The sequence below is a fragment of the Pseudomonas oryzagri genome, from assembly GCF_020831405.1.
Lineage (GTDB): Bacteria > Pseudomonadota > Gammaproteobacteria > Pseudomonadales > Pseudomonadaceae > Geopseudomonas > Geopseudomonas oryzagri.
The window spans coordinates 14362-39078 of sequence record NZ_JAJHPU010000043.1; the positions used below are offsets into that span (position 1 = coordinate 14362).

The 24717-nt window shown below is 66.6% G+C and carries 22 protein-coding genes and 6 tRNA genes; 23 read left to right on the forward strand and 5 right to left on the reverse strand.

Features of this window, described 5'->3' with window-relative positions; all coding sequences use genetic code 11:
- The first annotated feature begins 6 nt into the window (after nt 1-6).
- The 4 genes from LMJ29_RS16720 (at nt 7) to LMJ29_RS16735 (ending at nt 3442) form a co-directional block, all read left to right on the forward strand.
- On the forward strand, nt 7-489 hold the full coding sequence (locus tag LMJ29_RS16720; protein ID WP_229606666.1) for a nitrogen fixation protein NifZ: 483 nt from the start codon (nt 7-9) through the stop codon (nt 487-489).
- Nucleotides 479-1363 carry a nitrogen fixation protein NifM gene (nifM, locus tag LMJ29_RS16725; RefSeq protein ID WP_229606667.1) on the forward strand — a complete coding sequence of 295 codons (885 nt, stop codon included), beginning with the start codon at nt 479-481 and terminating at the stop codon, nt 1361-1363. The genes LMJ29_RS16720 and nifM overlap by 11 nt, the downstream gene beginning before the upstream one ends.
- Nucleotides 1356-2672, forward strand: a complete 1317-nt coding sequence (gene clpX, locus LMJ29_RS16730) for an ATP-dependent Clp protease ATP-binding subunit ClpX (protein ID WP_319942231.1) — start codon at nt 1356-1358, stop codon at nt 2670-2672. Before nifM ends, clpX begins: the two co-directional genes overlap by 8 nt.
- A 227-nt stretch (nt 2673-2899) precedes the next feature.
- The gene (locus LMJ29_RS16735; protein ID WP_229606668.1) at nt 2900-3442 is read left to right on the forward strand and encodes a flavodoxin; all 543 of its coding nucleotides are present in this window, start codon (nt 2900-2902) and stop codon (nt 3440-3442) included.
- A 319-nt stretch (nt 3443-3761) separates the two neighbouring features.
- On the opposite strand, the gene LMJ29_RS16740 is transcribed toward LMJ29_RS16735, so the two are convergent.
- From LMJ29_RS16740 to LMJ29_RS16750, 3 genes are all read right to left on the reverse strand, one after another.
- Nucleotides 3762-4142, reverse strand: a complete 381-nt coding sequence (locus LMJ29_RS16740) for a c-type cytochrome (protein WP_229606669.1) — start codon at nt 4140-4142, stop codon at nt 3762-3764.
- 434 nt (nt 4143-4576) lie between these two features.
- Nucleotides 4577-4653, reverse strand: a tRNA-Pro gene (locus LMJ29_RS16745).
- A gap of 121 nt (nt 4654-4774) precedes the next feature.
- Nucleotides 4775-4851 (reverse strand) — tRNA-Pro (locus tag LMJ29_RS16750).
- Nucleotides 4852-5020: 169 nt separating this feature from the next.
- On the opposite strand from LMJ29_RS16750, the gene moaB reads away from it, so the two are divergent.
- From moaB to LMJ29_RS16765, 3 genes are all read left to right on the forward strand, one after another.
- Nucleotides 5021-5560, forward strand: a complete 540-nt coding sequence (gene moaB, locus LMJ29_RS16755; RefSeq protein ID WP_229606670.1) for a molybdenum cofactor biosynthesis protein B — start codon at nt 5021-5023, stop codon at nt 5558-5560.
- Nucleotides 5557-6753 carry a molybdopterin molybdotransferase MoeA gene (locus LMJ29_RS16760; RefSeq protein ID WP_229606671.1) on the forward strand — a complete coding sequence of 399 codons (1197 nt, stop codon included), beginning with the start codon at nt 5557-5559 and terminating at the stop codon, nt 6751-6753. Before moaB ends, LMJ29_RS16760 begins: the two co-directional genes overlap by 4 nt.
- 75 nt (nt 6754-6828) lie before the next feature.
- The gene (locus LMJ29_RS16765; protein WP_229606672.1) at nt 6829-7905 is read left to right on the forward strand and encodes an NAD(P)-dependent alcohol dehydrogenase; all 1077 of its coding nucleotides are present in this window, start codon (nt 6829-6831) and stop codon (nt 7903-7905) included.
- A 41-nt stretch (nt 7906-7946) separates the two neighbouring features.
- Here the strand turns inward: LMJ29_RS16765 and LMJ29_RS16770 are convergent, their stop codons facing one another.
- A complete protein-coding gene (locus LMJ29_RS16770) occupies nt 7947-8939 on the reverse strand; it encodes a DUF1887 family protein (protein ID WP_229606673.1) in 993 nt (330 codons plus the stop codon).
- A 166-nt stretch (nt 8940-9105) separates the two neighbouring features.
- Between LMJ29_RS16770 and gltX the strand changes: the two genes are divergently transcribed.
- The 10 genes from gltX (at nt 9106) to LMJ29_RS16820 (ending at nt 14887) form a co-directional block, all read left to right on the forward strand.
- Nucleotides 9106-10587, forward strand: coding sequence for a glutamate--tRNA ligase (gltX, locus tag LMJ29_RS16775; protein WP_229606674.1), 1482 nt, complete (start codon nt 9106-9108; stop codon nt 10585-10587).
- A 176-nt stretch (nt 10588-10763) separates the two neighbouring features.
- A tRNA-Ala gene (locus LMJ29_RS16780) sits at nt 10764-10839 on the forward strand.
- 51 nt (nt 10840-10890) lie between these two features.
- Nucleotides 10891-10966, forward strand: a tRNA-Glu gene (locus LMJ29_RS16785).
- A gap of 43 nt (nt 10967-11009) precedes the next feature.
- Nucleotides 11010-11085 (forward strand) — tRNA-Ala (locus tag LMJ29_RS16790).
- A 40-nt stretch (nt 11086-11125) separates the two neighbouring features.
- Nucleotides 11126-11201, forward strand: a tRNA-Glu gene (locus LMJ29_RS16795).
- Nucleotides 11202-11455: 254 nt separating this feature from the next.
- Entirely contained in the window at nt 11456-11863 is a 408-nt protein-coding gene (locus tag LMJ29_RS16800; protein ID WP_229606675.1) for a bacteriohemerythrin, read from the forward strand.
- Nucleotides 11864-11930: 67 nt separating this feature from the next.
- Nucleotides 11931-12614 carry a 6-phosphogluconolactonase gene (locus LMJ29_RS16805; RefSeq protein ID WP_229606676.1) on the forward strand — a complete coding sequence of 228 codons (684 nt, stop codon included), beginning with the start codon at nt 11931-11933 and terminating at the stop codon, nt 12612-12614.
- Nucleotides 12615-12741: 127 nt separating this feature from the next.
- On the forward strand, nt 12742-13392 hold the full coding sequence (locus tag LMJ29_RS16810) for a bifunctional 4-hydroxy-2-oxoglutarate aldolase/2-dehydro-3-deoxy-phosphogluconate aldolase (protein WP_229606677.1): 651 nt from the start codon (nt 12742-12744) through the stop codon (nt 13390-13392).
- Nucleotides 13389-13823: an acyl-CoA thioesterase gene (locus tag LMJ29_RS16815; protein ID WP_229606678.1), complete on the forward strand. Its 435-nt coding sequence runs from the start codon at nt 13389-13391 to the stop codon at nt 13821-13823. Before LMJ29_RS16810 ends, LMJ29_RS16815 begins: the two co-directional genes overlap by 4 nt.
- An 83-nt stretch (nt 13824-13906) precedes the next feature.
- Complete coding sequence (locus tag LMJ29_RS16820) at nt 13907-14887, forward strand: tRNA dihydrouridine synthase (protein ID WP_229606679.1); 981 nt, start codon at nt 13907-13909, stop codon at nt 14885-14887.
- Nucleotides 14888-15002: 115 nt separating this feature from the next.
- Here LMJ29_RS16820 and LMJ29_RS16825 read toward each other — a convergent pair whose 3' ends face one another.
- Nucleotides 15003-15890, reverse strand: a complete 888-nt coding sequence (locus LMJ29_RS16825; RefSeq protein WP_229606680.1) for a LysR family transcriptional regulator — start codon at nt 15888-15890, stop codon at nt 15003-15005.
- 160 nt (nt 15891-16050) lie between these two features.
- Here LMJ29_RS16825 and leuC point away from each other — a divergent pair, with 160 nt between their 5' ends.
- The 6 genes from leuC (at nt 16051) to LMJ29_RS16855 (ending at nt 24717) form a co-directional block, all read left to right on the forward strand.
- Entirely contained in the window at nt 16051-17475 is a 1425-nt protein-coding gene (gene leuC / locus LMJ29_RS16830) for a 3-isopropylmalate dehydratase large subunit (protein ID WP_229606681.1), read from the forward strand.
- Nucleotides 17476-17486: 11 nt separating this feature from the next.
- Nucleotides 17487-18134 carry a 3-isopropylmalate dehydratase small subunit gene (gene leuD, locus LMJ29_RS16835; RefSeq protein ID WP_229606682.1) on the forward strand — a complete coding sequence of 216 codons (648 nt, stop codon included), beginning with the start codon at nt 17487-17489 and terminating at the stop codon, nt 18132-18134.
- Between the two features lie 61 nt (nt 18135-18195).
- Nucleotides 18196-19278 (forward strand): 3-isopropylmalate dehydrogenase, encoded by a 1083-nt coding sequence (leuB, locus tag LMJ29_RS16840; RefSeq protein WP_229606683.1) that lies wholly within the window; start codon nt 18196-18198, stop codon nt 19276-19278.
- A gap of 61 nt (nt 19279-19339) precedes the next feature.
- Nucleotides 19340-20452 (forward strand): aspartate-semialdehyde dehydrogenase, encoded by a 1113-nt coding sequence (asd, locus tag LMJ29_RS16845; protein WP_229606684.1) that lies wholly within the window; start codon nt 19340-19342, stop codon nt 20450-20452.
- A 166-nt stretch (nt 20453-20618) separates the two neighbouring features.
- Complete coding sequence (locus LMJ29_RS16850) at nt 20619-21614, forward strand: aspartate-semialdehyde dehydrogenase (RefSeq protein WP_229606685.1); 996 nt, start codon at nt 20619-20621, stop codon at nt 21612-21614.
- A 136-nt stretch (nt 21615-21750) separates the two neighbouring features.
- On the forward strand, nt 21751-24717 hold the full coding sequence (locus tag LMJ29_RS16855; RefSeq protein WP_229606686.1) for a FimV/HubP family polar landmark protein: 2967 nt from the start codon (nt 21751-21753) through the stop codon (nt 24715-24717).

Consider the following 24717-nt stretch of genomic DNA (forward strand, 5'->3'; position numbering starts at 1 on the left):
GCAGCCATGAGCCTGCCGCAGTTCGAGTACGGCGACGAGGTGCGGGTGATCCGCAACGTGCGCAACGACGGCACCTACCCGGGCATGGACACCGGCACCCTGCTGATCCGCCGCGGCTCGGTGGGCTGCGTCTATGACGTCGGCACCTACCTGCAGGACCAGCTGATCTACCGCGTGCACTTCCTCGACTCGGGGCGCACGGTCGGCTGCCGCGAGGAGGAGTTGATCCTCGCCAGCGAGCCGTGGACGCCGAGCCGCTTCGAGTTCCGCGACAACGTCGTGGCCCTGCGCAGCTTCACGGTGCGCGGCGAGGTGGTGGTGGAACAGGGCCAGGTCGGCAGCGTGATGAAGGTGCTGCGCGACCTGCCCGAGGGCGTGCAGTACCACGTGCACTTCGGCGACGGCCGGGTGCTGCAGATCCCCGAGTCGAGCCTGGGGATGGCCGAATCCCACCTGGCCGAGGATGTGGAGGTGAGCGATGAGCAGTGAACTGCAGGGCATGTCCGGTGATCAGCGCTACTACCTGCTCAAGGTCGCCCACGAGCAGTACGGCTGCGCGCCGGGCGAGCTCAACGCCGAGCAGCTGCAGCGCGCCACCGGTATCGTCAGCCGCCAGCGGCGCATCGAGGAGGCGGTGCTGCGCAGCAGCGAGGCGACCGGGGTGGTCATCCCGCCGACCCAAGTCGAGGAGGCGCTGGTGCAGATCGGCAGCCGCTACGAGGACGGCGAGGCGCTGCGCCAGGCGCTGGCCAGCCACGGCCTGAGCGACGACGAGCTGCGCGTGCTGCTGGCCCGCGAGCTGAAGGTCGAGGCGATCCTCGCGCGGGTCAGCGCCAGCCTGCCGCCGATCAGCGACACCGACCTCAGCCTCTACTACTTCAACCATCCCGAACAGTTCGAGCGCCCCGCCGCCCGCGAGGCGCGGCACATCCTGATCACCATCAACCCGGACTTTCCGGAGAACACCCCGGAGGCCGCGCGGGCGCGCATCGAGGCGATCGCCAAGCGCGTGCGCCACAAGCCCGAGCGCTTCGCCGAACAGGCGCTCAAGCACTCGGAATGCCCGACCGCGCTCAACGGCGGCCTGCTCGGCCAGGTGACCGCGGGCACCCTCTACCCCGAGCTGGAGGCCTGCCTGTTTGCCCTCGCGGCGGGCGAGCTGGGCCCGGTGGTGGCCTCGCCCATGGGCCTGCACCTGATCAGGTGCGAAAGCATCACGCCGCCCCTGCGCATTTCCCTCGACGAAGCCCTGCCGCGCCTGCGCGACAGGCTCGAGGCCCGGCAGCGCAAGGCCTTCCAGCGCCAGTGGCTGGAGCGTCTGCTGCAACAATTCGCCCCCGTGGAGGGTCCGTCCCATGGCTGACACCGAGAAACCCTGCTGTTCCTTCTGCGGCGCGGAAAAGAGCCCGACCGTCCCGCTCATCGCCGGCAACGACGGACGTATCTGCGAGGCCTGCGTCAACCTTGCCCACCAGGTGGTGAGCAGCTGGGGGCAGCGCCGCAAGCTGCAGCAGCTGGCGCCGCAACTGCGCACCCCGACGGCCTACAAGCAGCACCTCGACGAGTCGGTGATCGGCCAGGAGGCGGCCAAGGAAACCCTCTCGGTGGCCGTCTACAACCACTACCTGCGCCTGCTCAACTGCGAGCGCGAACCGATTTGCCAGCTCGGCGAGCAGGTCGAGCTGGAAAAATCCAACATCCTCATGGCCGGCCCGTCCGGCACCGGCAAGACCCTGCTGGTGCGCACCCTGGCGCGCATCCTTGGCGTGCCCTTCGCCTCGGCCGACGCCACCACCCTGACCCAGGCCGGCTACGTGGGCGACGACGTCGACAGCATCATCGCCCGCCTGCTCGAGGCGGCCGGCGGCGACGTGCAGCAGGCGCAGTGGGGCATCGTCTACATCGACGAGGTGGACAAGCTGGCCAAGCGCAGCGGCGGCGGCACCGCGGTGCGCGACATCTCCGGCGAGGGCGTGCAGCAGGCGCTGCTGAAGATGGTCGAGGGCACCGAGGTGCGCATCTCCAAGGGTGGCCGGCGCAGCGAGCATGCCGAGGAGCAGGTGGTCGACACCCGCAACATCCTGTTCATCGCCGGCGGCGCCTTCCCCGGCCTCGAGGACCTGGTGCGCAGCCGCATCCAGCCGCGCAGCGGCGGCATCGGCTTCCACGCCCAGCCGCCGCGCCAGCAGAAGGCCTCCATCAACGAGCTGCTCGCCGCGCTGCTGCCCGACGATCTGCACGAGTTCGGCCTGATCCCCGAGTTCATCGGCCGCTTCCCGATCATCACCTTCCTGCAGGAGCTGGATCACGCCACCCTGCTGCGCATCCTCACCGAGCCGCGCAACGCCCTGGTCAAGCAGTACAAGCAGCTGTTCGCCTATCAGGGGGTCACGCTGGAGATCAGCGACGCGGCACTCAGCCATATCGCCGACCAGGCGCTGGTGCGCAAGACCGGTGCGCGCGGCCTGCGCGCGGTGCTCGAGGCGGCGCTGCAGCAGACCATGTTCAACATGCCGTCCAAGTCGCAGCTGCGCACCTGCACGCTGGAGCTGGTGGATGCCGAGTTGACGGTGCTGGAAACCTTCGCCGAGGCGGAGGTCGAGCTGCCGGCGGATAGCCAACCGCTGGCTGAGCAGGCGGTCGAGCCGTCGCGTCTGTCGGCCGATCTGTGAGTGTGGCAAAGCCGACAGGCTCGGGCGCGCGTCGTTTCGGGGCTGTCGACTTTCTTACAAGGATGCTGTGCTGTAATTAAAATTCCTTTTAAATCAATGCTTTGTGATTGATTGGAGAGGCCCGGCGAGTGGCCCGTTTCCTGCTGGTAGACAAGGGTCAACCTGGGGCCAGAGCCGAGAGCGGCAGCCCCGTAAACGGATTCCCAGAACGTAGTTAGAGGTGAGCTATGGCCAGGATTGGACTGTTCTTCGGCACCAACACCGGCAAGACCCGCAAGGTCGCCAAAATGATCAAGAAGCGCTTCGACGACGACACCATGGCCGATGCGCTCAACGTCAACCGCGCTTCGGCCGAGGAGCTGGCCCAGTACCAGTACCTCATCATCGGCACGCCGACCCTGGGCGACGGCGAACTGCCGGGCCTGTCGGCCGACTGCGAGAACGAGAGCTGGGAGGAGTTCCTGCCCAAGCTGGAAGGCGTCGATCTCAGCGGCAAGACCGTGGCCATCTACGGCCTGGGCGACCAGGTCGGCTATCCCGACGAGTTCCTCAACGCCATGGGCCTCCTCTACGACTTCGTCGTCGAGCGCGGTGCCAAGGTGGTTGGCGCCTGGCCGACCGAAGGCTACGAGTTCGAGGCCTCGGGAGCGGTGCGCGACGGCAAGTTCGTCGGCCTGGCCCTCGACCTCGACAACCAGAGCGGCCTGACCGAAGAGCGCCTCAACACCTGGCTGAAGCTGATCGCCGCGGACTTCGACCTGACCCTGTAAAGGCGCCCGGCTTCGGTCATGTGCTGCAACGGCCATGGCCGGCGGCCTCGCGTTACCCTTTTAACGCCTGTGCCGCGTGCCGGGTGTTGTTGCTGCGGCCTGTAAAGCGAGCCCTTGATAAGCCGTGCCCAGTTGCGTGAAATCGGGTTGGAATACCGGGACAACCATTAAACCGACAGCGGTTTAATAGGCTGCCGGGATATATCAGTCCGAAGTTTTTCGCGATCCGGCTCGGCGCGGAATCAGGTGCTTACGACTGCAGGGCAATAGCAAATAAAACGCCGCCCGAAGGCGGCGTTTTATTTGTGCAGGCAGTGGATTATTTCTTGAGCGAAAGGATCCAGCTCACCAGCATCCGGGCGTTGCCTTCGGTGATGGCTACCGCATTCGGCGGCATTGCCAGGCCGCTCACCTTGCCCTGCCAGTGGCTGGCGTAGGGGCTGGAGCCTTCGAGTACGATGCGGGTGAGGAACTCCTGCGCGCCCGGCTTGCCGGCGTACTGAGCGGCGACCTCCTTCCACGACGGACCCACCGGCTTCAGGCCGTCGGGACCGGCCTTGCCCGGCTCGATCGAGTGGCAGGCGAAGCAGCCACTCTCCGTGGCCAGCTTGTGCATGGCATCGTCGGTGGGGTTGGCCAAGGCCGATACGGCCAGGGTGAGACCCAAGGCGCCTACGACAGCTTGATGAATGGACTTCATCGCAATTCTCCCAAGTAATGAATAAATGCCGGAAAAGTGAAGCTTTCACAGGCCTGAAGTTGGGCCTGCGCTGAAAATCGCTACTTAGGGTCTGGATCTACTTCCAAGGTATTAATACTTTGGAAGTAGTTATCCGCGGTTGTTTTGCAACATTCTGTTTCAAGCAGTCTAGGGGCGCGCAATTGTCCCATTAATGATGGGAGTCAATTTTTTAGGACATTTTCCTGCCGTCCGCCAACCGGTTTTGAGTTGTCGGCTGTTTGTTCATGCGGGGCATTCCCGGCGCCCGTCGCAACAGGTCGCCGGATGCGCGGCATTGCTTTTGTCGCGAGGCGAAACGTAGGGGGGAGGGGCGCGGAACGCGGAAACAAAAAAGCCCGCACGAGGCGGGCTTTCTGTTCGATCCACCGATGGGCATCGGTATCTCGGGAGTTTGGTCGGAGCGACTGGATTCGAACCAGCGACCTTCTCGTCCCGAACGAGACGCGCTACCAAGCTGCGCTACGCTCCGTTTTGGTGGCCCGCATTGTACAGAAAAAACGAGATTACACAAGGGGTTAGCAGAAACAGAAAAGCCCGCGAGGGGCGGGCTTTTCTGGCTGATCCACCGTGTGGCGGGTGGATCGGGAATTTGGTCGGAGCGACTGGATTCGAACCAGCGACCTTCTCGTCCCGAACGAGACGCGCTACCAAGCTGCGCTACGCTCCGTTTTGGTGGAGCCGCATTCTACATAAAAAATGAAGGCGCACAAGGGGTTAGGTGAAAAATAAAAGCGCCGCAGAGGAGCTGGGCGTCGCAGCCGGTGTGGGTGCGCGCGGTGCGCTTGGTGCAATATACCGGTCACCCGTTCCATCTCGAACCCAACGCGGAGCCCCCGATGAGCAAGCATGCCGAGAGCGTTTTCGTTCCCCTCAACATCGCCGTCCTCACTGTCAGCGATACCCGCACCCAGGACACCGACACCTCCGGCGCCCTGCTGGTCGAGCGCCTGCAGGCGGCGGGGCACCAGTTGGCCGCACGCGTGCTGCTCAAGGACGACCTCTATCGCATTCGCGCCCAGGTGGCGCAGTGGATCGCCGAGGATGAAGTACAGGTAGTGCTGATCACCGGCGGTACCGGCTTTACCGGTCGCGACAGCACCCCCGAGGCGGTGGCCTGCCTGCTCGACAAGCAGGTGGACGGCTTCGGCGAGCTGTTCCGGCAGATTTCCCTGCCGGACATCGGTACTTCGACCATCCAGTCGCGGGCGCTGGCCGGCCTCGCCAACGGCACCCTGGTGTGCTGCCTGCCGGGTTCGACCAACGCCTGCCGCACCGGCTGGGACGGCATTCTCGCCAGTCAGCTGGACGCCCGCCATCGGCCGTGCAACTTCGTCGCCCACCTTAAGCAGGCGCCGGCCTGCGAGTCGCGCGGGTGAGCGCGCTGCTGTCGCTGGAGCAGGCGCTGGAGCGCCTGCTCGCCCAGGCCGTGGCCGAGCCGATCGGCGCGAGCGAGGCGATTGCCGCCGCGGCCGCAGCGGGGCGGGTGCTCGCCGAACCGCTGGTCAGCGGTCTGGACCTGCCGCCGTGGCCGAACAGCGCCATGGACGGCTACGCCCTGCGCCTGGCCGACTGGACGGGCGAGCCGCTGGCGGTCAGCCAGCAGATCTTCGCCGGCCAAGCCCCCGCGCCGCTGGCGCCCGGCAGCTGTGCGCGCATCTTCACCGGCGCGCCCATGCCCCAGGGCGCCGATACCGTGGAGATGCAGGAGAACGTCGAGGTGCTGGCCGACGGCCGGGTGCGCTTCCTCGAACCGCTGCGCGAGGGGCGCAACGTGCGCCCGCAGGGCCAGGAAATCCTTTCCGGCGAAACCTTGCTAGAGGCCGGCACCCTGCTCGGCGCCGTGGAGCTGGGGCTGATCGCCTCGATCGGCGTGGCCGAGGTCGAGGTGCGCCGCCGGCCGCGGGTGGCGCTGCTGTCCACCGGCGACGAGCTGGTCGAGCCGGGCCGGCCGCTGGGCGCCGGGCAGATCTACAACAGCAACCGTGCGCTGCTGGCCGCTGCCCTTGAACGCCTGGGCTGCGCGGTGCAGGACGCCGGCATCCTTCCCGACGACCTCGAGCGCACCCGCGGCCAACTGGCGGCGCTGGGCGAGGCCGACCTGATCCTTTCTACCGGCGGCGTGTCGGTGGGCGAGGCGGACTTCCTGGGGCAGGTGCTGCGCGAGGAGGGCGAGTTGACCCTCTGGAAGTTGGCGCTCAAGCCCGGCAAGCCGCTGACCTGCGGCCGCTACCGCGGCACTCCGCTGATCGGCCTGCCCGGCAACCCGGCGGCCACCCTGGTGACCTTCGCCCTGCTGGTGCGCCCCTACCTGCTGCGCCGGCTGGGTGTGACGCGCCTTGCGCCATTGCGCTTCGCCGTGCCGGCCGGCTTCGCCTGGCCGAAGGCGGGCGGGCGGCGCGAGCTGCTGCGCGCGCGCCTGGAGCAGGGCAGGGCGGTGCTCTACCCGAACCAGAGTTCGGGAGTGCTGCGCAGCGCCGCCTGGGCCGATGGGCTGGTGGAGATCCGCGAGGGCAGTACCCTGGCCGAGGGCGATGCGGTGACCTTCCTGCCGTTGGCCGGGTTGATCTGAGGCAGGCGGTCGCTCTGCGGGATTGGTCTACAGTGGGCGGAGTCTGATCGAAAGTCGCCGAACAGGAGTGTTGCGATGACCATGATGAAAGCCGCCGTCTTCGTCGAGCCCGGACGCATCGAGCTGGTCGACAAGCCGATCCCGCCGGTGGGGCCCAACGATGCGCTGGTACGCATCACCACGACCACCATCTGCGGCACCGACGTGCACATCCTCAAGGGCGAGTACCCGGTGGCCAAGGGCCTGACCATCGGCCACGAGCCGGTCGGGATTATCGAGAAGCTCGGCAGCAACGTGCAGGGCTACCGGGAAGGCCAGCGGGTGATCGCCGGGGCGATCTGCCCGAGCTTCACCTCCTACGCCTGCCAGGACGGCTACCCGGCCCAGGACGGCGGCTGCGCCTGCCACGGCTACAAGCCGATGGGCGGCTGGCGCTTCGGCAACAGCATCGACGGCACCCAGGCCGAGTACGTGCTGGTGCCGGACGCCCAGGCCAACCTGGCGCCGGTGCCGGACGGCCTCACCGATGAGCAGGTGCTGATGTGCCCGGACATCATGTCCACCGGCTTCGCCGGCGCCGAGGCGGCCAACATCAGGATCGGCGACGTGGTTGCGGTGTTCGCCCAGGGGCCCATCGGTCTGTGCGCCACCGCCGGCGCCAAGCTGCGCGGCGCGAGCACCATCATCGCCGTCGACGGGGTCGACGAGCGGCTGGAAGTTGCCCGTCAGCTGGGCGCCGACGTCACCCTCAACTTCCGCAAGGTCGACGTGGTCGAGGAGATCCTCAAGCTGACCGGCGGGCGCGGCGTGGACGCTTCCATCGAGGCGCTCGGCCTGCAGTCGACCTTCGAGAACGCCCTGCGCGTGCTCAAACCGGGCGGCACCCTGTCCAGCCTCGGTGTGTACTCCAGCGACCTGACCATCCCGCTGGGCGCCTTCCATGCCGGCCTCGGCGACAACAAGATCGTCACCTCGCTATGCCCGGGCGGCAAGGAGCGCATGCGCCGCCTGCTCAACGTGGTGGCCTCCGGGCGGGTCGATCTGGGTCCGCTGGTCACCCACCAGTTCAAGCTGGAGCAGATCGTCGAGGCCTATGACCTGTTCGGCCACCAGCGCGACGGCGTGCTCAAGGTGGCGATCAAGCCGTTCTGAGTTTGGGGGGAGAGAGGGGCAGGTTTCTGCCCCTCATTGTCTCAAAGCAGGCTGCTCAGGTGGCTGACGAGACGCTCCTGGTTGGCGAAGGTCAGTTCGTACATGCCGCTCAGGCCTGCAGCCTGCTCCTCGCTCAGGTCGGGGCTGAAGAGAATGAATTGGCTGCGCTCGATGCCGAGGCGCTTGCGCAGTTTCAGGTACTTGTCTATGTCCTGACGGAATTCGCCGCTTTTGCATTCGATGCAGATTGGCGTCTTGCCATCGATCAGCAAGAAAACGTCGAGCTCATGCAGGTCTTCGTTCTCGAACACCAAGTTGAGGTTGCGGGTGCAGGCCGCGACATGCTTTCTTTCCTGGAGCAGGGTGAGCGTCTTCATCAGCGCATACCACTCCAGCCACTCGCCGGCAAAAAAGCTGCGGACAGAGGATGCCGACTGGATGGTGGCGCGCCCGATCTTTTCCTGCTTCTGATAGAAGTACTTGGCGAGGAATGTGTGCTCGTACAGGCGCTTGCAGAAAGCATTGATTGCCTGGCCGTCCTTCTGGCTGAGATCGCCCAGCTTGAGGCTGAAGTTGGGAACATCCTTTTTCTGCCCCCAGCGAATCTTGTCGATCACATCGGACAGCAGTCCATAGTTGTCACCGATCTCGACGGCGATTTCATCAAAGAATCCCGAGGTATCTACCGCCTGAGGGGTCGGGCGTGCCTGGATCTTGCGCTGGCGGAACCACTCGATGATCGGTGCGTGCTGGGAGCTGTCGGCCAGTGCCGAGGTGTTGTGCAGGTCGATTTCCGAGAGGCTGGGGGCTTGGCGTGCGGTGGTGGCAGCGTCCGCGACTTCTGGCAGAGAGGCGCGCAGGCGCTTGAGTTCTTGCTGGAGTGCTCCGTACTGCTGCAGCACCTTGCGAATGAACAGAGTGGTGTCGTAGGTCTGTCCTTGAGCGTTGCAGCTGGGGCAGGGGGCAGGAGTGCCGGGCGTATGGGCCACGATTTCACTGGTATGAGCGCATTGGCCGCAGCGCAAGATAGGCATGTTGGACTCCGATTCGTCCTTGCAGAAAACGGGCGATTATAACAATCGCTTCTGGCGGGAGGTGTGCGATCACAGGCGGGTCGAGTTCTGTGGAGTGTGGCTGGAGCCACAGGCGTCGCGGCTGCTACCATTTCGCCTTTGCTCAACCGCGCATTCCGAGAGTCCCATGACCACCGTCCGCACCCGCATCGCGCCGTCGCCCACCGGCGATCCGCACGTTGGCACCGCCTACATCGCCCTGTTCAACCTGTGCTTTGCCCGTCAGCACGGCGGCCAGTTCATCCTGCGCATCGAGGACACCGACCAGCTGCGCTCCAGCCGCGAGTCGGAGCAGCAGATCTTCGACGCCCTGCGCTGGCTGGGCATCGAGTGGGACGAGGGTCCGGACGTCGGCGGCCCGCACGGGCCGTACCGGCAGAGCGAGCGCGGCCACATCTACAAGCAGTACGCCGACGAGCTGGTCGGCAAGGGCCATGCCTTCCACTGCTTCTGCACCGCCGAGCGCCTCGACGCCGTGCGCGCCGAGCAGATGGCCAACAAGGAAACCCCGCGCTACGACGGTCACTGCATGCATCTGTCCACGGACGAAGTGCAGCAGCGCCTGGCCGCCGGCGAGCCCAACGTGATCCGCATGAAGGTGCCGACCGAGGGCGTCTGCGTGGTGCCCGACCTGCTGCGCGGCGACGTGGAGATCCCGTGGGATCGCATGGACATGCAGGTGCTGATGAAGACCGACGGTCTGCCCACCTACTTCCTCGCCAACGTGGTCGACGACTACCTGATGGGCATCACCCACGTGCTGCGCGGCGAGGAGTGGCTGCCGTCGGCGCCCAAGCTGATCAAGCTGTACGAGTACTTCGGCTGGGAGCAGCCCAAGCTGGTGTACATGCCGCTCTTGCGCAATCCGGACAAGTCCAAGCTGTCCAAGCGCAAGAACCCGACCTCGATCACCTTCTACCAGCGCATGGGCTTTTTGCCCGAGGCGATGCTCAACTACCTGGGTCGCATGGGCTGGTCGATGCCGGACGAGCGCGAGAAGTTCTCGCTGGCCGAGATGATCGAGCACTTCGACGTCAGCCGCGTGTCCCTCGGCGGGCCGATCTTCGACATCGAGAAGCTGTCCTGGCTGAACGGCCAGTGGCTGCGCGAGCTGTCGGTCGAGCAGTTCGCCGCCGAAGTGCAGAAGTGGGCGCTCAACCCCGAGTACCTGATGCGCATCGCTCCGCACGCGCAGAGCCGCGTGGAGACCTTCAGCCAGCTGGCGCCGCTGGCCGGCTTCTTCTTCATGGGCGGGGTGAATCCGGACGCCAAATTGTTCGAGCACAAGAAGCTGTCGCCCGAGCAGGTGCGCCAAGTGCTGCAGCTGATCCTCTGGAAGCTGGAAGCGCTGCGCCAGTGGAGCAAGGACAACATCACCGCGATCATCCAGAAGGTCGCCGAGCATCTCGGTCTCAAGCTGCGCGACGTCATGCCGCTGATCTTCCCGGCCATCAGCGGCCAGGCCAGCTCGGTGTCGGTGCTCGACGCCATGGAGATCCTCGGCCCCGACCTTTCCCGTTTCCGCCTGCGCCAGGCCGTCGAACTGCTCGGCGGCGTGTCGAAGAAGGAAACCAAGGAGTGGGAGAAGCTGCTGGCGGAGATTGCCTGACCGGCTGAGCAGGGGGCGGCGGCCTGTGGGTGCCGCTTCCCTGCGGATAAGTGTTTGTTCTGTCGACGAAAAAAAACGAAAAAAAGTGGCGGGGGTGTTGACGGACCTGCGGGGGCGCTTTAAGATTCGCCCCGCTTCACGACGAGCACCGCTCTTCGCTGAAGTACCACGAAAGTGGGGCTATAGCTCAGCTGGGAGAGCGCTTGCATGGCATGCAAGAGGTCGACGGTTCGATCCCGTCTAGCTCCACCAAATTTCCAGCAATTCGCCGCAGTTTGCTTGGCGGATTGTACGAAGGATTGCGTCCCCTTCGTCTAGTGGCCTAGGACACCGCCCTTTCACGGCGGTAACAGGGGTTCGAGTCCCCTAGGGGACGCCACTATTCCAGCGCACTGCCATGGCGGTGCACTCGATGCAGTATCGGGGCTATAGCTCAGCTGGGAGAGCGCTTGCATGGCATGCAAGAGGTCGACGGTTCGATCCCGTCTAGCTCCACCAATTTCCAGCGATCCGCGCTGCGGGTCGTACGAAGGTCAACGTCCCCTTCGTCTAGTGGCCTAGGACACCGCCCTTTCACGGCGGTAACAGGGGTTCGAGTCCCCTAGGGGACGCCAATTTTCCCGTTCTGGGATCAAGAGGGTCATTCCGAGTTTTGGAATGACCCTTTTTGTTTTTCTCTTCCGCTATCCCCGTCTGCCCATCAGCTCGCGCCCCGCTCTGGAGCGCGCGTTGCAATGCTGCGACCGTCATCACGCTGTCAATTGATCTGGGTACGTTGCCCGCACTTTTCATGCGGGATAAGCTGGCTGGAGCCGCCATGCTGGCAGCCATACTAATAACGATTACTACCTCGGGACGGACAGACAACATGACTTTCATGCCGTGGAGCAGCGAACTCGAAGTCGGTATTGAACAGATCGACGAGCAACACCGCTGGCTGGTCAACCAGACCAATCAGCTGTATGACAGTCTGGCCAGTGCCGATACGGACGCCGCGGAGGTCGGCGCGGTGCTGGAAGGGTTGATGGATTACACGGTCAATCATTTCATCGTCGAGGAAGAGCTGTTCCAGCGGCTCGGCTATCCGGAGAGCGTCGGTCACAAGGCGCAGCACGACAAGTTCATCGCCCAGGTCATGGACCTCCTGCAGCGCCACGAGGCCGGTGAGGTGACCGGCGGCGAGACGCTGTCCCTGCTGGCCGACTGGCTGGCCCATCACATCCTCAAGGTCGACAAGGCCTACGTCGCCTTCTTCCGCGACAACGGCGTGCACTGAGCCCCCGGCTCTTGCGCCACCGGGCGAATGCCGCATCATGGCCGGCATTCTTCCGCTGGAGTCGCCCATGAACTCGCCCGTCCTCCATCTGTATCCCGACCGCGAGAGCTGCGCCGCCGCGCTGGCGCAGGTGCTGGCCGGGCGCCTGCGTGCGGCCACCCAGGGCGGCGCGCAGGCGCACTTGCTGCTGCCCGGCGGGCAGAGTCCGCTGCCCCTGTTGCAGCGCCTGGCCGCGCTGGAGCTGGACTGGTCGCAGGTCGAGCTGGCGCCCAGCGACGAGCGCTGGGTGGCCGCGGACGATGCGGCGAGCAATCTGCGGTTGCTGCGCGATGCTCTGCCGCAAGCGCATTGGCTGGATCCGCGCCAGGGACCGACCCCGCAACTGGCCGCCCAGAGGTGGGGCGAGCGTCTGCAATGCCGCTTGCCGCTCACCGCGGTGCTGCTGGGCATGGGCGAGGACGGCCACTTCGCCTCGCTGTTTCCCGACATGCCGGGACTTGCGGCGGCGCTGGCCGCCGATGCCGCCCCGTCCGCCCTGGTCGGCGTGGCGCCGGTGCAGCCATGCCTGCGCCTGACTCCGAACCTCGCCCTGCTGCTACGCAGCGACTGGCTGGGGCTGCTGGTGTTCGGCGGCGCCAAGCGCGCGCTGCTCGAGGCGGTGCTTGCCGATCATCCGCAAACCCGTACCCTGCCGGTGCATGCCCTGCTGCAACAGGCCGGTAAGCGTCTGCAGATATACTGGGCGCCCTGAGCGGATCGCCAACTGTTGCGCTCGGGCATTCGCGGTGCTGATAAACTGGCGGCGATGGCCCCACAGGCAACGCCGGCTGCGCGCCGACGAGCACGGGTGGTTCGATTCCCGGCTGGGAGGAATGAAGATGGTTCTGACGATGGATGACGTGCTGAAGCGGGCCCGCCCGGTCCTGCCGGTACTGGTGATCGAGGACGCCGGTCTGGCGGTCGATCTGGCGCGTGCGCTGTACGCCGGGGGCATCGAGGTGCTGGAAGTGACCCTGCGCACGCCGCGCGCGCTGGAGGCGCTGGCGGCGATCCGCCGCGAGCTGCCGGACCTGCTGGTGGGCGCGGGTACCCTGATCCACGCGTCGCAGTTCGCCGAGGCGCGCGATGCCGGTGCGCTGTTCGGCGTCAGCCCGGGCTGTACCGAGCGTTTGGCCAACGCCGCCGCGGACGCCGGCTTGCCCTACCTGCCGGGAGTGATGACGCCCTCGGAGGTGCTGTTCGCCATCGAGCGTGGCTACCGCTCGCTCAAGCTGTTCCCGGCCAACGGCGATGTCAGCGTGAAAATGCTGAAAAGCTTCAAGGAGCCGTTCAACGGCATCCGCTTCTGCCCGACCGGCGGGATCAACCAGGACAACCTGTTGACCTTCCTGCGCCTGCCCAACGTCGCCTGCGTGGGCGGGACCTGGGTGGCGCCGAGCAGTCTGGTGCGTGCGCGCGCCTGGGACCAGATCACCCAGTTGGCTCAGGAGGCGTGCGCCCTGGCCGCTAGCCTGGAGCGCAGTGCGTGAGCTGGCTGCGGCCGGCGCCCTTCGTGCTGGACATCGAGGTGGGCGACGAGCATATCGACGCTCTTGGCCATGCCAACAACGTGGCATACGTCGGCTGGCTGGAGCAGTGTGCCTGGGCGCACTCGCGCAGCCTCGGCCTGTCGATCGACGACTATCGCCGGCTCGACCGCGCCATGGCGGTGGTGCGTCACGAGATCGACTACCTGGCCGCCGCCTACCGCGGCGACCGTCTGCAGCTGGGTACCTGGATCGTGGAGTCCGACGGACGCTTCAGCATGGGCCGGCACTTCCAGCTGCGCCGTCCTGCCGACGGCGCCACCCTGCTGCGCGCGCGCACCCGCTTCGCCTGCATAGAATTGTCCAGCGGCCGGCCGCGGCGCATGCCGGCGGAGTTCGTCGAGCGCTACGGCCAGGCGCTGGTGGCCGACTGAGCGGATTTCGCCGCCGGCGACTCGCCCGCCGCCGCGCATCCCTTTAGAATCCGCGCCCTGTTTTCTCCCGCGAGACTCTTGTCGTGCAGATTGCCCTGGCGCCCATGGAGGGGCTGGTCGATGAAATCCTCCGCGAGTTGCTGACCGAGGTCGGCGGCGTCGACTGGTGCGTCAGCGAGTTCGTGCGCGTCTGCGAGCGCCTGCTGCCGCTGGCGAGCTTCCGCAAGCTGGCTCCGGAGCTGGAACATGGCTGGCGTACCGCCAGCGGCACGCCGATGCGCCTGCAGCTGCTCGGCTCCGACCCGGTCTGCCTAGCCGACAACGCGGCCTTCGCCGCCGAGCTCGGCGCACCGGTGGTCGATCTCAACTTCGGTTGCCCGGCCAAGACGGTGAACAAGTCGCGCGGCGGTGCGGTGCTGCTCAGGGAGCCCGAGCTGCTCCACGCCATCGTTCGCGAAGTGCGTCGCAGCCTGCCGGCCGCGGTGCCGGTGACCGCCAAGATGCGCCTGGGCTACGACAGTCCGGAGCCGGCCCTGGACTGCGCCCGTGCCCTGGCCGAGGGCGGCGCGGCCATGCTGGTGGTGCATGCGCGCACCAAGGTCGAGGGCTACCGCCCGCCGGCGCACTGGGAGTGGGTGGCGCGGGTGCAGGAGGTGGTCGACATCCCCGTCTACGCCAACGGCGAGATCTGGACGGTGGAGGACTGGCGGCGCTGCCGAGAAGTCAGCGGGGCGCAGAACATCATGCTCGGCCGCGGGCTGGTCTCGCGGCCCGACCTCGCTAGGCAGATCGCCGCCGCCAGCGCCGGCCGCGAACCCGACCCGCTGGGCTGGGACGACCTGCAGCCATTGCTGCAGCTGTTCTGGCGCAAGGCGCGGCAGAAGCTCGCACCGCGCTACGCACCGGGGCGGCTCAAGCAGTGGCTGGCGATGCTGACGCGCAGCTATCCCGAGGCGCAGGCGTTGTTCGACGGCATTCGCCGCGACAATGACTGCGCGCGGCTGGATGCGCTTCTGGGGCTGCGCAGCGAAGAGCTGCCGCGCGCCGAACTCATCTCCGCATAGGGTGGGTTAGCCGCGCAGCGGCATAACCCACCGTCGCGACCGCAGGTCGCGCATGGTCACAGTGCCGAGCCTGTCGCTCGGTCGGTGGGTTACGGCCTGCGGCCTAACCCACCCTTTACGAACCTTGCGCCGTGGCGCCCGCCCGATCCAGCAACTGCATGAACGCCCGGGCCGCATTGGACAGCGTGCGCTCGGTATGCACGATGTAGCCGAGCTGGCGAGTCAGCTGGATACCCTGCAGCGGCAGGCGCGCTACCTGCTCGTCGAGCATGGTGCGCGGCAGCACGCTCCAGGCGATGCCGATCGACACCAGCATCTTGATGGTCTCCAGGTAGTTGGTGCTCATGCTCACGTTGGGCTTGAGCCCGGCCTGCTCGAACAGGCCCTGGACGATATGGTGGGTGAAGGTGTTCTCGCCGGGGAATACCGCCGGATGGCGCGCCACCTCGGCCAGACTCACCGCGCCGCCGTGGGCCAGCGGGTGCTCGGGGGCGGCGACGAAGTCCAGCGGATCGTCCCATACCGGCACCGCGCGCACCGGCGCGGCGGTCTGCGGGGCGAGGGTGATCACCGCCAGTTCGGTACGCCCGTGCAGCACCTCCTCATAAGCCACCTCCGAGTCGAGAAAGCGGATGTCCAGCGCCACCTGTGGGTGGGCGCGGGTGAAGGCGCGCAATAAAGGTGGCAGACGATGCAGGCCGATATGGTGGCTGGTGGCCAGGGTCAACCGGCCGCCGATGTCGCCGTTGAGGTTGCTGAGCGCGCGGCGGGTGTCGTCCAGCACGCTGAGGACCTGGCGGGCGCGCGGCAGCAGGGCGCGACCGGCTTCGGTGAGGCTGACCTCGCGACCGATGCGGTCGAATAGGCGGGCATCGAGCTGCTGTTCGAGTGCGGCGATACGCTTGCTGACCGCCGGCTGGGTGAGGTGCAGGCGCTCGCCGGCTGCGGAAAAGCTGCCGGTTTCGGCAATGGCGATGAAGGTGTCGAGGCTGGCCAGGTCCATGTTCGGATTCCATCTGGTTATCCAAAGCATGAAAAATATGAATTTGCTTCATCGGTGGCAAGCCCCTAGGATCGACCGCACAAGCCCTGTGGGCATAGGAGGGCGGGCAGGCCTCGGCCTTCCGCCACCCGCACACGCAACCACCGATGAGGACCCCCCCGTGGCCGGCAAGACGCTTTACGACAAGCTCTGGGACATGCACCTGGTCAAGCAGCGCGACGATGGTTCGGCGCTGATCTACATCGACCGGCAGATCCTCCACGAAGTGACCTCGCCGCAGGCCTTCGAGGGACTGCGCCTGGCCGGCCGCAAGCCGTGGCGCGTGGACGCCAATATCGCCACCCCGGACCACAACGTGCCGACCACCAAGGCCGAGCGCCAGGGCGGCCTCGAGTCGATCCACGACGAGGTGTCGCGCCTGCAGGTGCAGACCCTCGACGAGAACTGCGACGACTTCGGCATCCTCGAATTCAAGATGAACGACGTGCGCCAGGGCATCGTCCACGTGGTCGGCCCGGAGCAGGGCGCCACCCTGCCGGGCATGACCGTGGTCTGCGGTGACTCGCACACTTCCACCCATGGCGCCTTCGGCGCGCTGGCCCACGGCATCGGCACCTCCGAGGTCGAGCACGTGCTGGCGACCCAGTGCCTGGTGGCCAAGAAGATGAAGAACATGCTGGTGAACGTGGAGGGCAAGCTGCCCGCCGGCGTCACCGCCAAGGACATCGTGCTGGCGATCATCGGCAAGATCGGTACCGCCGGCGGCAACGGCCATGCTCTGGAGTTCGCCGGCAGCGCGATCCGCGACCTGTCGATGGAAGGCCGCATGACCATCTGTAACATGGCCATCGAGGCCGGCGCCCGCGTCGGTCTGGTCGCGGTGGACGACAAGACCATCGCCTACGTCGAAGGCCGCACCTTCGCGCCCAAGGGCGCCGACTGGGATGCTGCCGTGGCGCAGTGGCAGGGTCTGGTTTCCGACGCCGACGCGCACTTCGACACCGTGGTCGAGCTGAAGGCCGAAGAGATCAAGCCGCAGGTCAGCTGGGGTACCTCGCCGGAGATGGTGCTGCCGGTCGACGCCAGCGTGCCGAATCCGGCCAACGAGGCCGATCCGGTCAAGCGCGACTCCATCGTCCGTGCCCTCAAGTACATGGGCCTGACCGCCGACCAGCCGATCACCGCGATCAAGCTGGATCGCGTGTTCATCGGTTCCTGCACCAACTCGCGCATCGAGGACCTGCGTGCAGCCGCCGAGGTGGCCAAGGGCCGCAAGGTCGCGTCGAGCGTCAAGCAGGCGCTGGTGGTGCCGGGCTCCGGCCTGGTCAAGGCGCAGGCCGAGGCCGAGGGGCTGGACAAGATCTTCGTCGAGGCTGGTTTCGAGTGGCGCGAACCGGGCTGCTCCATGTGCCTGGCGATGAACCCGGACCGCCTGGAGAGTGGCGAGCACTGCGCCTCCACCTCCAACCGCAACTTCGAAGGCCGCCAGGGCGCCGGCGGGCGCACTCACCTGGTCAGCCCGGCCATGGCCGCCGCGGCTGCGGTGACCGGCCACTTCGTCGATGTGCGCGAGCTGCTGAACTGAGGAATGACTGAATGAAAGCCTTTACCCAACACACCGGCCTGGTCTGCCCGCTGGATCGCGCCAACGTCGATACCGACCAGATCATTCCCAAGCAGTTCCTCAAGTCGATCAAGCGCACCGGCTTCGGTCCGAACCTGTTCGACGAGTGGCGCTACCTGGACGTCGGTCAGCCGAACCAGGACTGCTCCAAGCGCCCGGTCAACCGCGACTTCGTGCTGAACTTCCCGCGCTACCAGGGCGCCAGCGTGCTGCTGGCGCGCGAGAACTTCGGCTGCGGTTCCTCGCGCGAGCATGCGCCGTGGGCCCTGGAAGAGTACGGTTTCCGCACCATCATCGCGCCGAGCTACGCCGACATCTTCTTCAACAACAGCTTCAAGAACGGCCTGCTGCCGATCATCCTGCCGGAAGCGGAAGTGGACGAGCTGTTCAAGCAGTGCGAGGCGGCCGAGGGCTACCAGCTGACCGTTGACCTGGCCGCGCAGACCGTGACCCGTCCCGACGGCAAGGTGCTGTCCTTCGAGATCGATCCGTTCCGCAAGCACTGCCTGCTCAACGGTCTGGACGACATCGGCCTGACCCTGCAGGATGCCGACGCGATCAAGGCCTTCGAAGCCAAGCACCAGCAGAGCAGCCCCTGGCTGTTCGGCGCGATCAAGTAATTTCCTTTCCGCCGGGAGCGGGCGCGGCCCGCTCCCTCGCCACGACATTCAAGGACAAGCAATGAGCAAGCAGATTCTGGTTCTCCCGGGCGACGGTATCGGTCCGGAGATCGTCGCCGAAGCGGTCAAGGTGCTGGAGCTGGCCAACGAGAAGTTCTCGCTGGGCTTCGAGCTGAGCTACGACGAACTGGGCGGCGCCGCCTACGAGAAGTACGGCGCGCCGCTGGCCGACGAGACCCTGGCGCGCGCGCGCGCCGCCGACGCCATCCTGCTCGGCGCCGTCGGCGGTCCGCAGTGGGACACCCTCGACCGTCCGCTGCGTCCGGAAATGGGCCTGCTGAAGATCCGCTCGCAGCTGGGCCTGTTCGGCAACCTGCGCCCGGCGCTGCTCTATCCGCAGCTGGCCGGCGCCTCGACCCTCAAGCCGGAAGTGGTCGCCGGCCTGGACATCCTCATCGTTCGCGAGCTGACCGGCGGCATCTACTTCGGCAGCCCGCGCGAGCTGCGTGTCCTCGACAATGGCGAGCGCTACGCCCTCGACACCCTGCCGTACAGCGAGAGCGAGATCCGCCGCATCGCCAAGGTCGGCTTCGACATGGCTCGCCTGCGCGGCAAGAAACTGTGCTCGGTGGACAAGGCCAACGTGCTGGAGTCCAGCCGTCTGTGGCGCGCGGTGGTCGAGGAAGTCGCCAAGGACTACCCGGACGTCGAACTCTCCCACATGTACGTCGACAACGCCGCCATGCAGCTGGTGCGTGCGCCCAAGCAGTTCGACGTGGTGGTCACCGACAATATGTTCGGCGACATCCTCTCCGACGAGGCCTCCATGCTCACCGGCTCGATCGGCATGCTGCCGTCCGCCTCGCTGGATGCCAACAACAAGGGCATGTACGAGCCGTGCCACGGCTCGGCGCCGGATATCGCCGGCAAGGGCATCGCCAACCCGCTGGCCACCATCCTCTCGGTATCGATGATGTTGCGCTACAGCTTCGGCGAGAGCGAAGCGGCCGACGCCATCGAGCGCGCGGTCGGCAACGTGCTGGATCAGGGCCTGCGCACCGGCGACATCTGGTCGGAAGGCTGCCAGAAGGTCGGTACCCGCGAGATGGGCGACGCGGTAGTCGCCGCGCTGCGGAATCTGTAAGCTGTCCGGGAGCCGCCCCGCCGCGGGGCGGCCCCACTTTTTCGAGAAAGGTGTAGTTGCGATGAAGCGTGTTGGTCTTGTCGGTTGGCGCGGTATGGTGGGTTCCGTGCTCATGCAGCGGATGCTGGAAGAGCGCGATTTCGACCTGATCGAACCGGTGTTCTTCACCACCTCCAACGTGGGTGGTCAGGGCCCGTCGATTGGCAAGGACATTGCCCCGCTGAAGGATGCCTACAGCATCGACGAGCTGAAGACCCTCGACGTGATCCTCACCTGCCAGGGTGGCGACTACACCAGCGAAGTGTTCCCCAAGCTGCGCGAAGCCGGCTGGCAGGGATACTGGATCGACGCGGCCTCCAGCCTGCGCATGGCCGACGACTCGGTGATCGTCCTCGATCCGGTCAACCGCAAGGTCATCGACCAGTCGCTGGATGGCGGCGTGAAGAACTACATCGGCGGCAACTGCACCGTCAGCCTGATGCTGATGGCCCTCGGCGGTCTCTACGAGGCCGGTCTGGTCGAGTGGATGAGCGCCATGACCTACCAGGCGGCGTCCGGTGCCGGCGCGCAGAACATGCGCGAGCTGATCAAGCAGATGGGCGCGATCCACCACGCGGTGGCCGACGACCTGGCCAATCCGGCCAGCGCGATCCTCGACATCGACCGCAAGGTCGCCGAAACCCAGCGCAGCGCCGAGTTCCCGGTCGATCACTTCGGCGTGCCGCTGGCTGGCAGCCTGATCCCGTGGATCGACAAGGAGCTGCCCAACGGTCAGAGCCGCGAGGAATGGAAGGGGCAGGCCGAAACCAACAAGATCCTCGGTCGTAACAAGAGCCCGATCCCGGTGGACGGTCTGTGCGTGCGTATCGGCGCGATGCGTTGCCACAGCCAGGCACTGACCATCAAGCTGAACAAGGACGTGCCGCTGGCCGACATCGAGGGCCTGATCAGTCAGCACAACCCCTGGGTCAAGCTGGTGCCGAACCAGCGCGAGATCAGCATGCGCGAACTCAGCCCGACCGCCGTCACCGGTACCCTGAGCGTGCCGGTCGGCCGCCTGCGCAAGCTCAACATGGGTTCGCAGTACCTCGGTGCCTTCACCGTCGGCGATCAACTGCTATGGGGCGCCGCCGAGCCGCTGCGCCGCATGCTGCGCATCCTGCTGGAGCGCTGAGTGCCGGGCGCCACGGCGCCTGCGACGGTATGCAAAGACCCGCTTCGGCGGGTCTTTTGCTTCAGGTCAAGCTTCAGGGTAACCGGTCGTCCGTTGCCCGCCTCCGGCGCCTACCCAGTCATGGCGTCGCTCGCTAAAGTGCCACACCTTTTCTTAGAGGTCGTTCATGAGTCAAACCTTCGATATCGCCGTCGTCGGCGCCACCGGCCTGGTCGGCGAGGCGCTGCTGATGGCGCTCGACGAGCGCGAGTTCCCGATCGGCAACCTGTATCCCCTGGCGCTCGATGCGGCCATCGGCCAGGTGGCGGCATTCCGCGAGCGCAATCTGCGCGTGCGGGCGGTGGACGCCTTCGATTTCGCCAGCGTGAAGCTGGTGTTCCTGCTCGAGCCGTTGCCGGCGACGCAACTGGCGCGGATCCGTGATGCCGGCTGCGCGCTGGTCGATCTGAGCTGCGCGTTGAGCGCGGAGCAGGCGCCCTGCGTCGTGGCCGAGGTCAATCCGCAGCAGGCCGAGGCGGCCCGCTGGCTGCGCAGCCCGCTGCCGGCCGTGGTCGCGCTGGCCAGCGTGCTGGGCACCCTGCGCCAGGTACTGGCGCTGCGCCGGGTGACGGTCACCGCGTGCCTGGCGGTGTCGAGCCACGGTCGTGACGGCATCGAGGAACTGGCCCGGCAGACCGCTCAACTGCTCAATGCCCGCCCGCTCGAGCCGCAACTTTTCGATCGGCAGATCGCCTTCAACCTGCTGGCCCGCGCCAGCGCCGAGCAGCCTGACGGCCATGCCCGCGACGAGCGTCGGTTGGCCGGCGAACTGGGCGAGGTGCTCGGCGAGCCGGCACTGCCGGTGGCGGTGACCTGTGTGCAGGCCCCGGTGTTCTTCGGTGACAGTCTGGCGGTCAGTCTGCTGTGCGCCGAGCCGGTCGATCTGCCGGTGGTCCTGCACTGCCTGGACGATGCTCCGGAGCTGGAAAGGGTGGAGCAGGGCGACTATCCCACCGCGGTCGGCGACGCTCTTGGCCAGGATCTGGTGTATGTCGGCAGGGTGCGTCCGGGCCTGCTCGACCCCTGCGAACTCAATTTGTGGATTGCATCAGATAACGTGCGAAAAGGTTCGGCGCTCAATGCCGTACGGCTGGGCGAGTTGTTGCTTAAACACCCCCTCTAAAAGATACTGGGCCGAGATTTTGTAGGCCTTCTCCATCCTGGCTGGGCAATTTTCGGGGCGGCTGCGAGCGCTTCCGACTGCCGGTCACGCCACCGACTCGCTTGGCGAGACACGAAGAAACAAGGGATTACACGCTATGGTTCGGGTACGCAAACTGGTGCTAGCAATCGCCGCCGCTTCGGCGCTGACCTCCGGCATGGCGCATGCGCTGGGGTTGGGTGATATCGCGCTGAAGTCCTCCCTGAACCAGCCGCTGGAAGCCGAGATCGAACTCCTCGAGGTGCGCGATCTCGGCAATGGCGAGGTGATCCCCTCGCTGGCCCCGGTGGAGGAGTTCAGCAAGGTCGGCGTCGATCGTCCCTTCTTCCTCACCGATCTCAAGTTCACCCCGATCCTCAAACCCAACGGCAAGAGCGTGATCCGCGTCACCTCGAGCAAGCCGGTGCGCGAGCCCTACCTCAACTTCCTGGTCGAGGTGCTGTGGCCCAATGGCCGCCTGCTGCGCGAATACACCGTGCTGCTCGATCCGCCGCTGTATTCGCCGCAAACCGTGGCCGCCGCCGCGCCGCGTCTGCCGCAGGCCGCCCCGGTGGCGCCCCGCGTCAGCACCTCGGCGCCGATCAGCCGTCCGCAGCCGGTGACGTCGCGCGCTGAAGCTCCCGCGTCGGCGCCCAGCCGCATCGAAGGCAATGAGTACCGCACCGATCGCGACGACACCCTGTGGGAAGTGGCCAGCCGCGTGCGTCCGAGCGGTGCGGTGTCGGTCCACCAGACCATGCTGGCCATCCAGGATCTCAACCCGAATGCCTTCCTGGACGGCAACATCAACCGTCTGAAGAGCGGCCAGGTCCTGCGCCTGCCGAACGACGAGCAGATCCGCACGCGCAGCCAGGCCGATGCCCTGGCCCAGGTCGCGGCGCAGAACAGTGCCTGGCGCGAAGGGCGTGCCGTGCAGCCGGTCGCGGCTTCCCGTCAGCTCGACGCCACGCGCCGCAGCGAGGCCGGCAATGCACCGGCCCAGGCAGCGAGCGAGGACAACCTGCGTCTGGTTTCGGCCGCCGCCGGCAAGTCCACCAACGGCAGCGATAACGGCGCCGCGGGCAACAGCAAGGCGCTGGCCGACAAGCTGGCGCTCAACCAGGAAAGCCTGGCGACCACGCAGCGGGAGAATCAGGAGCTCAAGGAGCGCCTCACCGATCTGCAAAGCCAGCTGGACAAGCTGCAGCGCCTGATCGAGCTGAAGAACGAACAACTGGCCAAGCTGCAGGGTGGCCTGGCGGCCGAGCCGGCAGCGGAGGCGGCCGGCGCTCCGGCGGCGGCCGAGAGCAAGCCGCTCGAGACTGCCGCGGCACCCGCCCCTGCGGTGGCACCGACCAATGGCCAGCCGGGCGAGCCGGCACCGGCAGTCAGCGCAGAAGCCGTAACCCCGGCTGCGCAGCCGGAGCCTGCCGCTCCGGTCGCCGCGCCTGCCCCTGTCGCCGAGGCCGCCAAGCCGGCCGCACCGAAACCGGCGGCGCCCAAGCCCGTGGCGGTCAAGCCGGCGCCGGCACCCGTTTACGAGCCCAGCCTGGTCGACGAGATCATGGCCAATCCGCTGCTGCTGGCCGCCGGCGGCGGCGGTCTGGCCTTGCTGGCCGGCCTGGGTCTGATGATCAACTCGCGTCGCAAGTCGCTGAAGGCGGCGGCTGCCGACGAACAGGCCAGTGGGCTGTTCCAGGATCTCGAGCCGCAGGCTGACCCGTCTGTGGGGGACACTCCGGCTACTGCACCGGCTCCGGCGCGCGCTGGCGAGCCCAAGTCCGGGCCCATGAAGTCCGATCCGCTGGCCGAAGCCGAGATGTATGTCACCTACGGTCGCTTCAGCCAGGCTGCTGAGCTGCTGCGCAATGCGCTGAACGACGAACCCCAGCGTGCCGACCTGCGTCTGAAGCTGATGGAGGTCTATGCGGAGATGGGCGACCGCGAAGGCTTCTCCCGTCAGGAAACCGAGCTCGGCGAAATCGGCGGTGCACAGCCGCAGATCGATCAACTGCGTGCCCGTTACCCGCAGATTCTCGCCGCCGCTGGCGGGGTTGGCGCTGGTGCAGCGCTCGGTGCCAGCGTGGCCGATTTCGGCCTCGACGAGGTGCCGGAAGTGCTCGCCGAGTCGGTCGCAGCGGCCGACGAATTCTCCTTCGACAGCATGGCGCTGGAGTCCGAGCCGGAGGAGGCGCCGCTTGCGGCTGCCGCCGGCGGCCAGGGCGACGACTTCGACCTGAGCCTGGATGATCTGGAGGCCGAACTCGAGCGCGAGCTGGCAGCCAATCGCGATACTTCCGATGCCCTGCCGCTCGATGAGCTGACCCTGGACGGCCTGGGTGACGAGCTTGCCACCCTCGAGGTGGATGCCGGCCTGGGTGAGGCAGAGGGCTTCGATCTGGAGCTGGAGGCCACTGCTAGCCCGGCGGCTGCCGCGGAGGACGACTTCTCCTTCGATCTCGAGGAGCCGCTGTTGCAGGCGGGCAACGAGGCGGCGGTTCCGCAGACGGACGACGATCTGCTGGCTGAGCTAGATCAGTTGAGCCTGGAGGAGGCCCCCGCCGCACTGCCCGAGGCGGACGGCGACGATTTCCTGCTCGAGCTGGCCGATGTGGACCTGGCTGCTGCCTCGCCGGAGCCCGAACTCGCTGCGCTGCCGGAAATGGACGAACTGGAGCGGGAGCTGCAGGCGCTGGGCGGTACCAGCGATGCCAGCGCTGCCGAACTGGATCTGGATGCCGCCTTCGACGAGTTCCTGGCCCAGGCCGATCTGACCACCGAGCCGGTGCCCAGCGCGCCTGCGCCGGTAGCTGCGGTTGCAGCGGTTGCAGCGGCACCCGTGGTGGCTGACGAGCTGCCTTCGCTCGACGAGCTGGATATCGAAGCCGCTCCGGCGCTCACCGGCAACGAGGATTTCAACTTCCTGGCCGATACCGACGAGACGGCCACCAAGCTGGATCTGGCGCGTGCCTACATCGACATGGGCGATGCCGAAGGCGCCCGCGACATCCTGGACGAAGTGCTCAAGGAAGGTAATTCCAGCCAGCAGCAGGAAGCGCGCGAGATGATGGGGCGCATCGCCTGA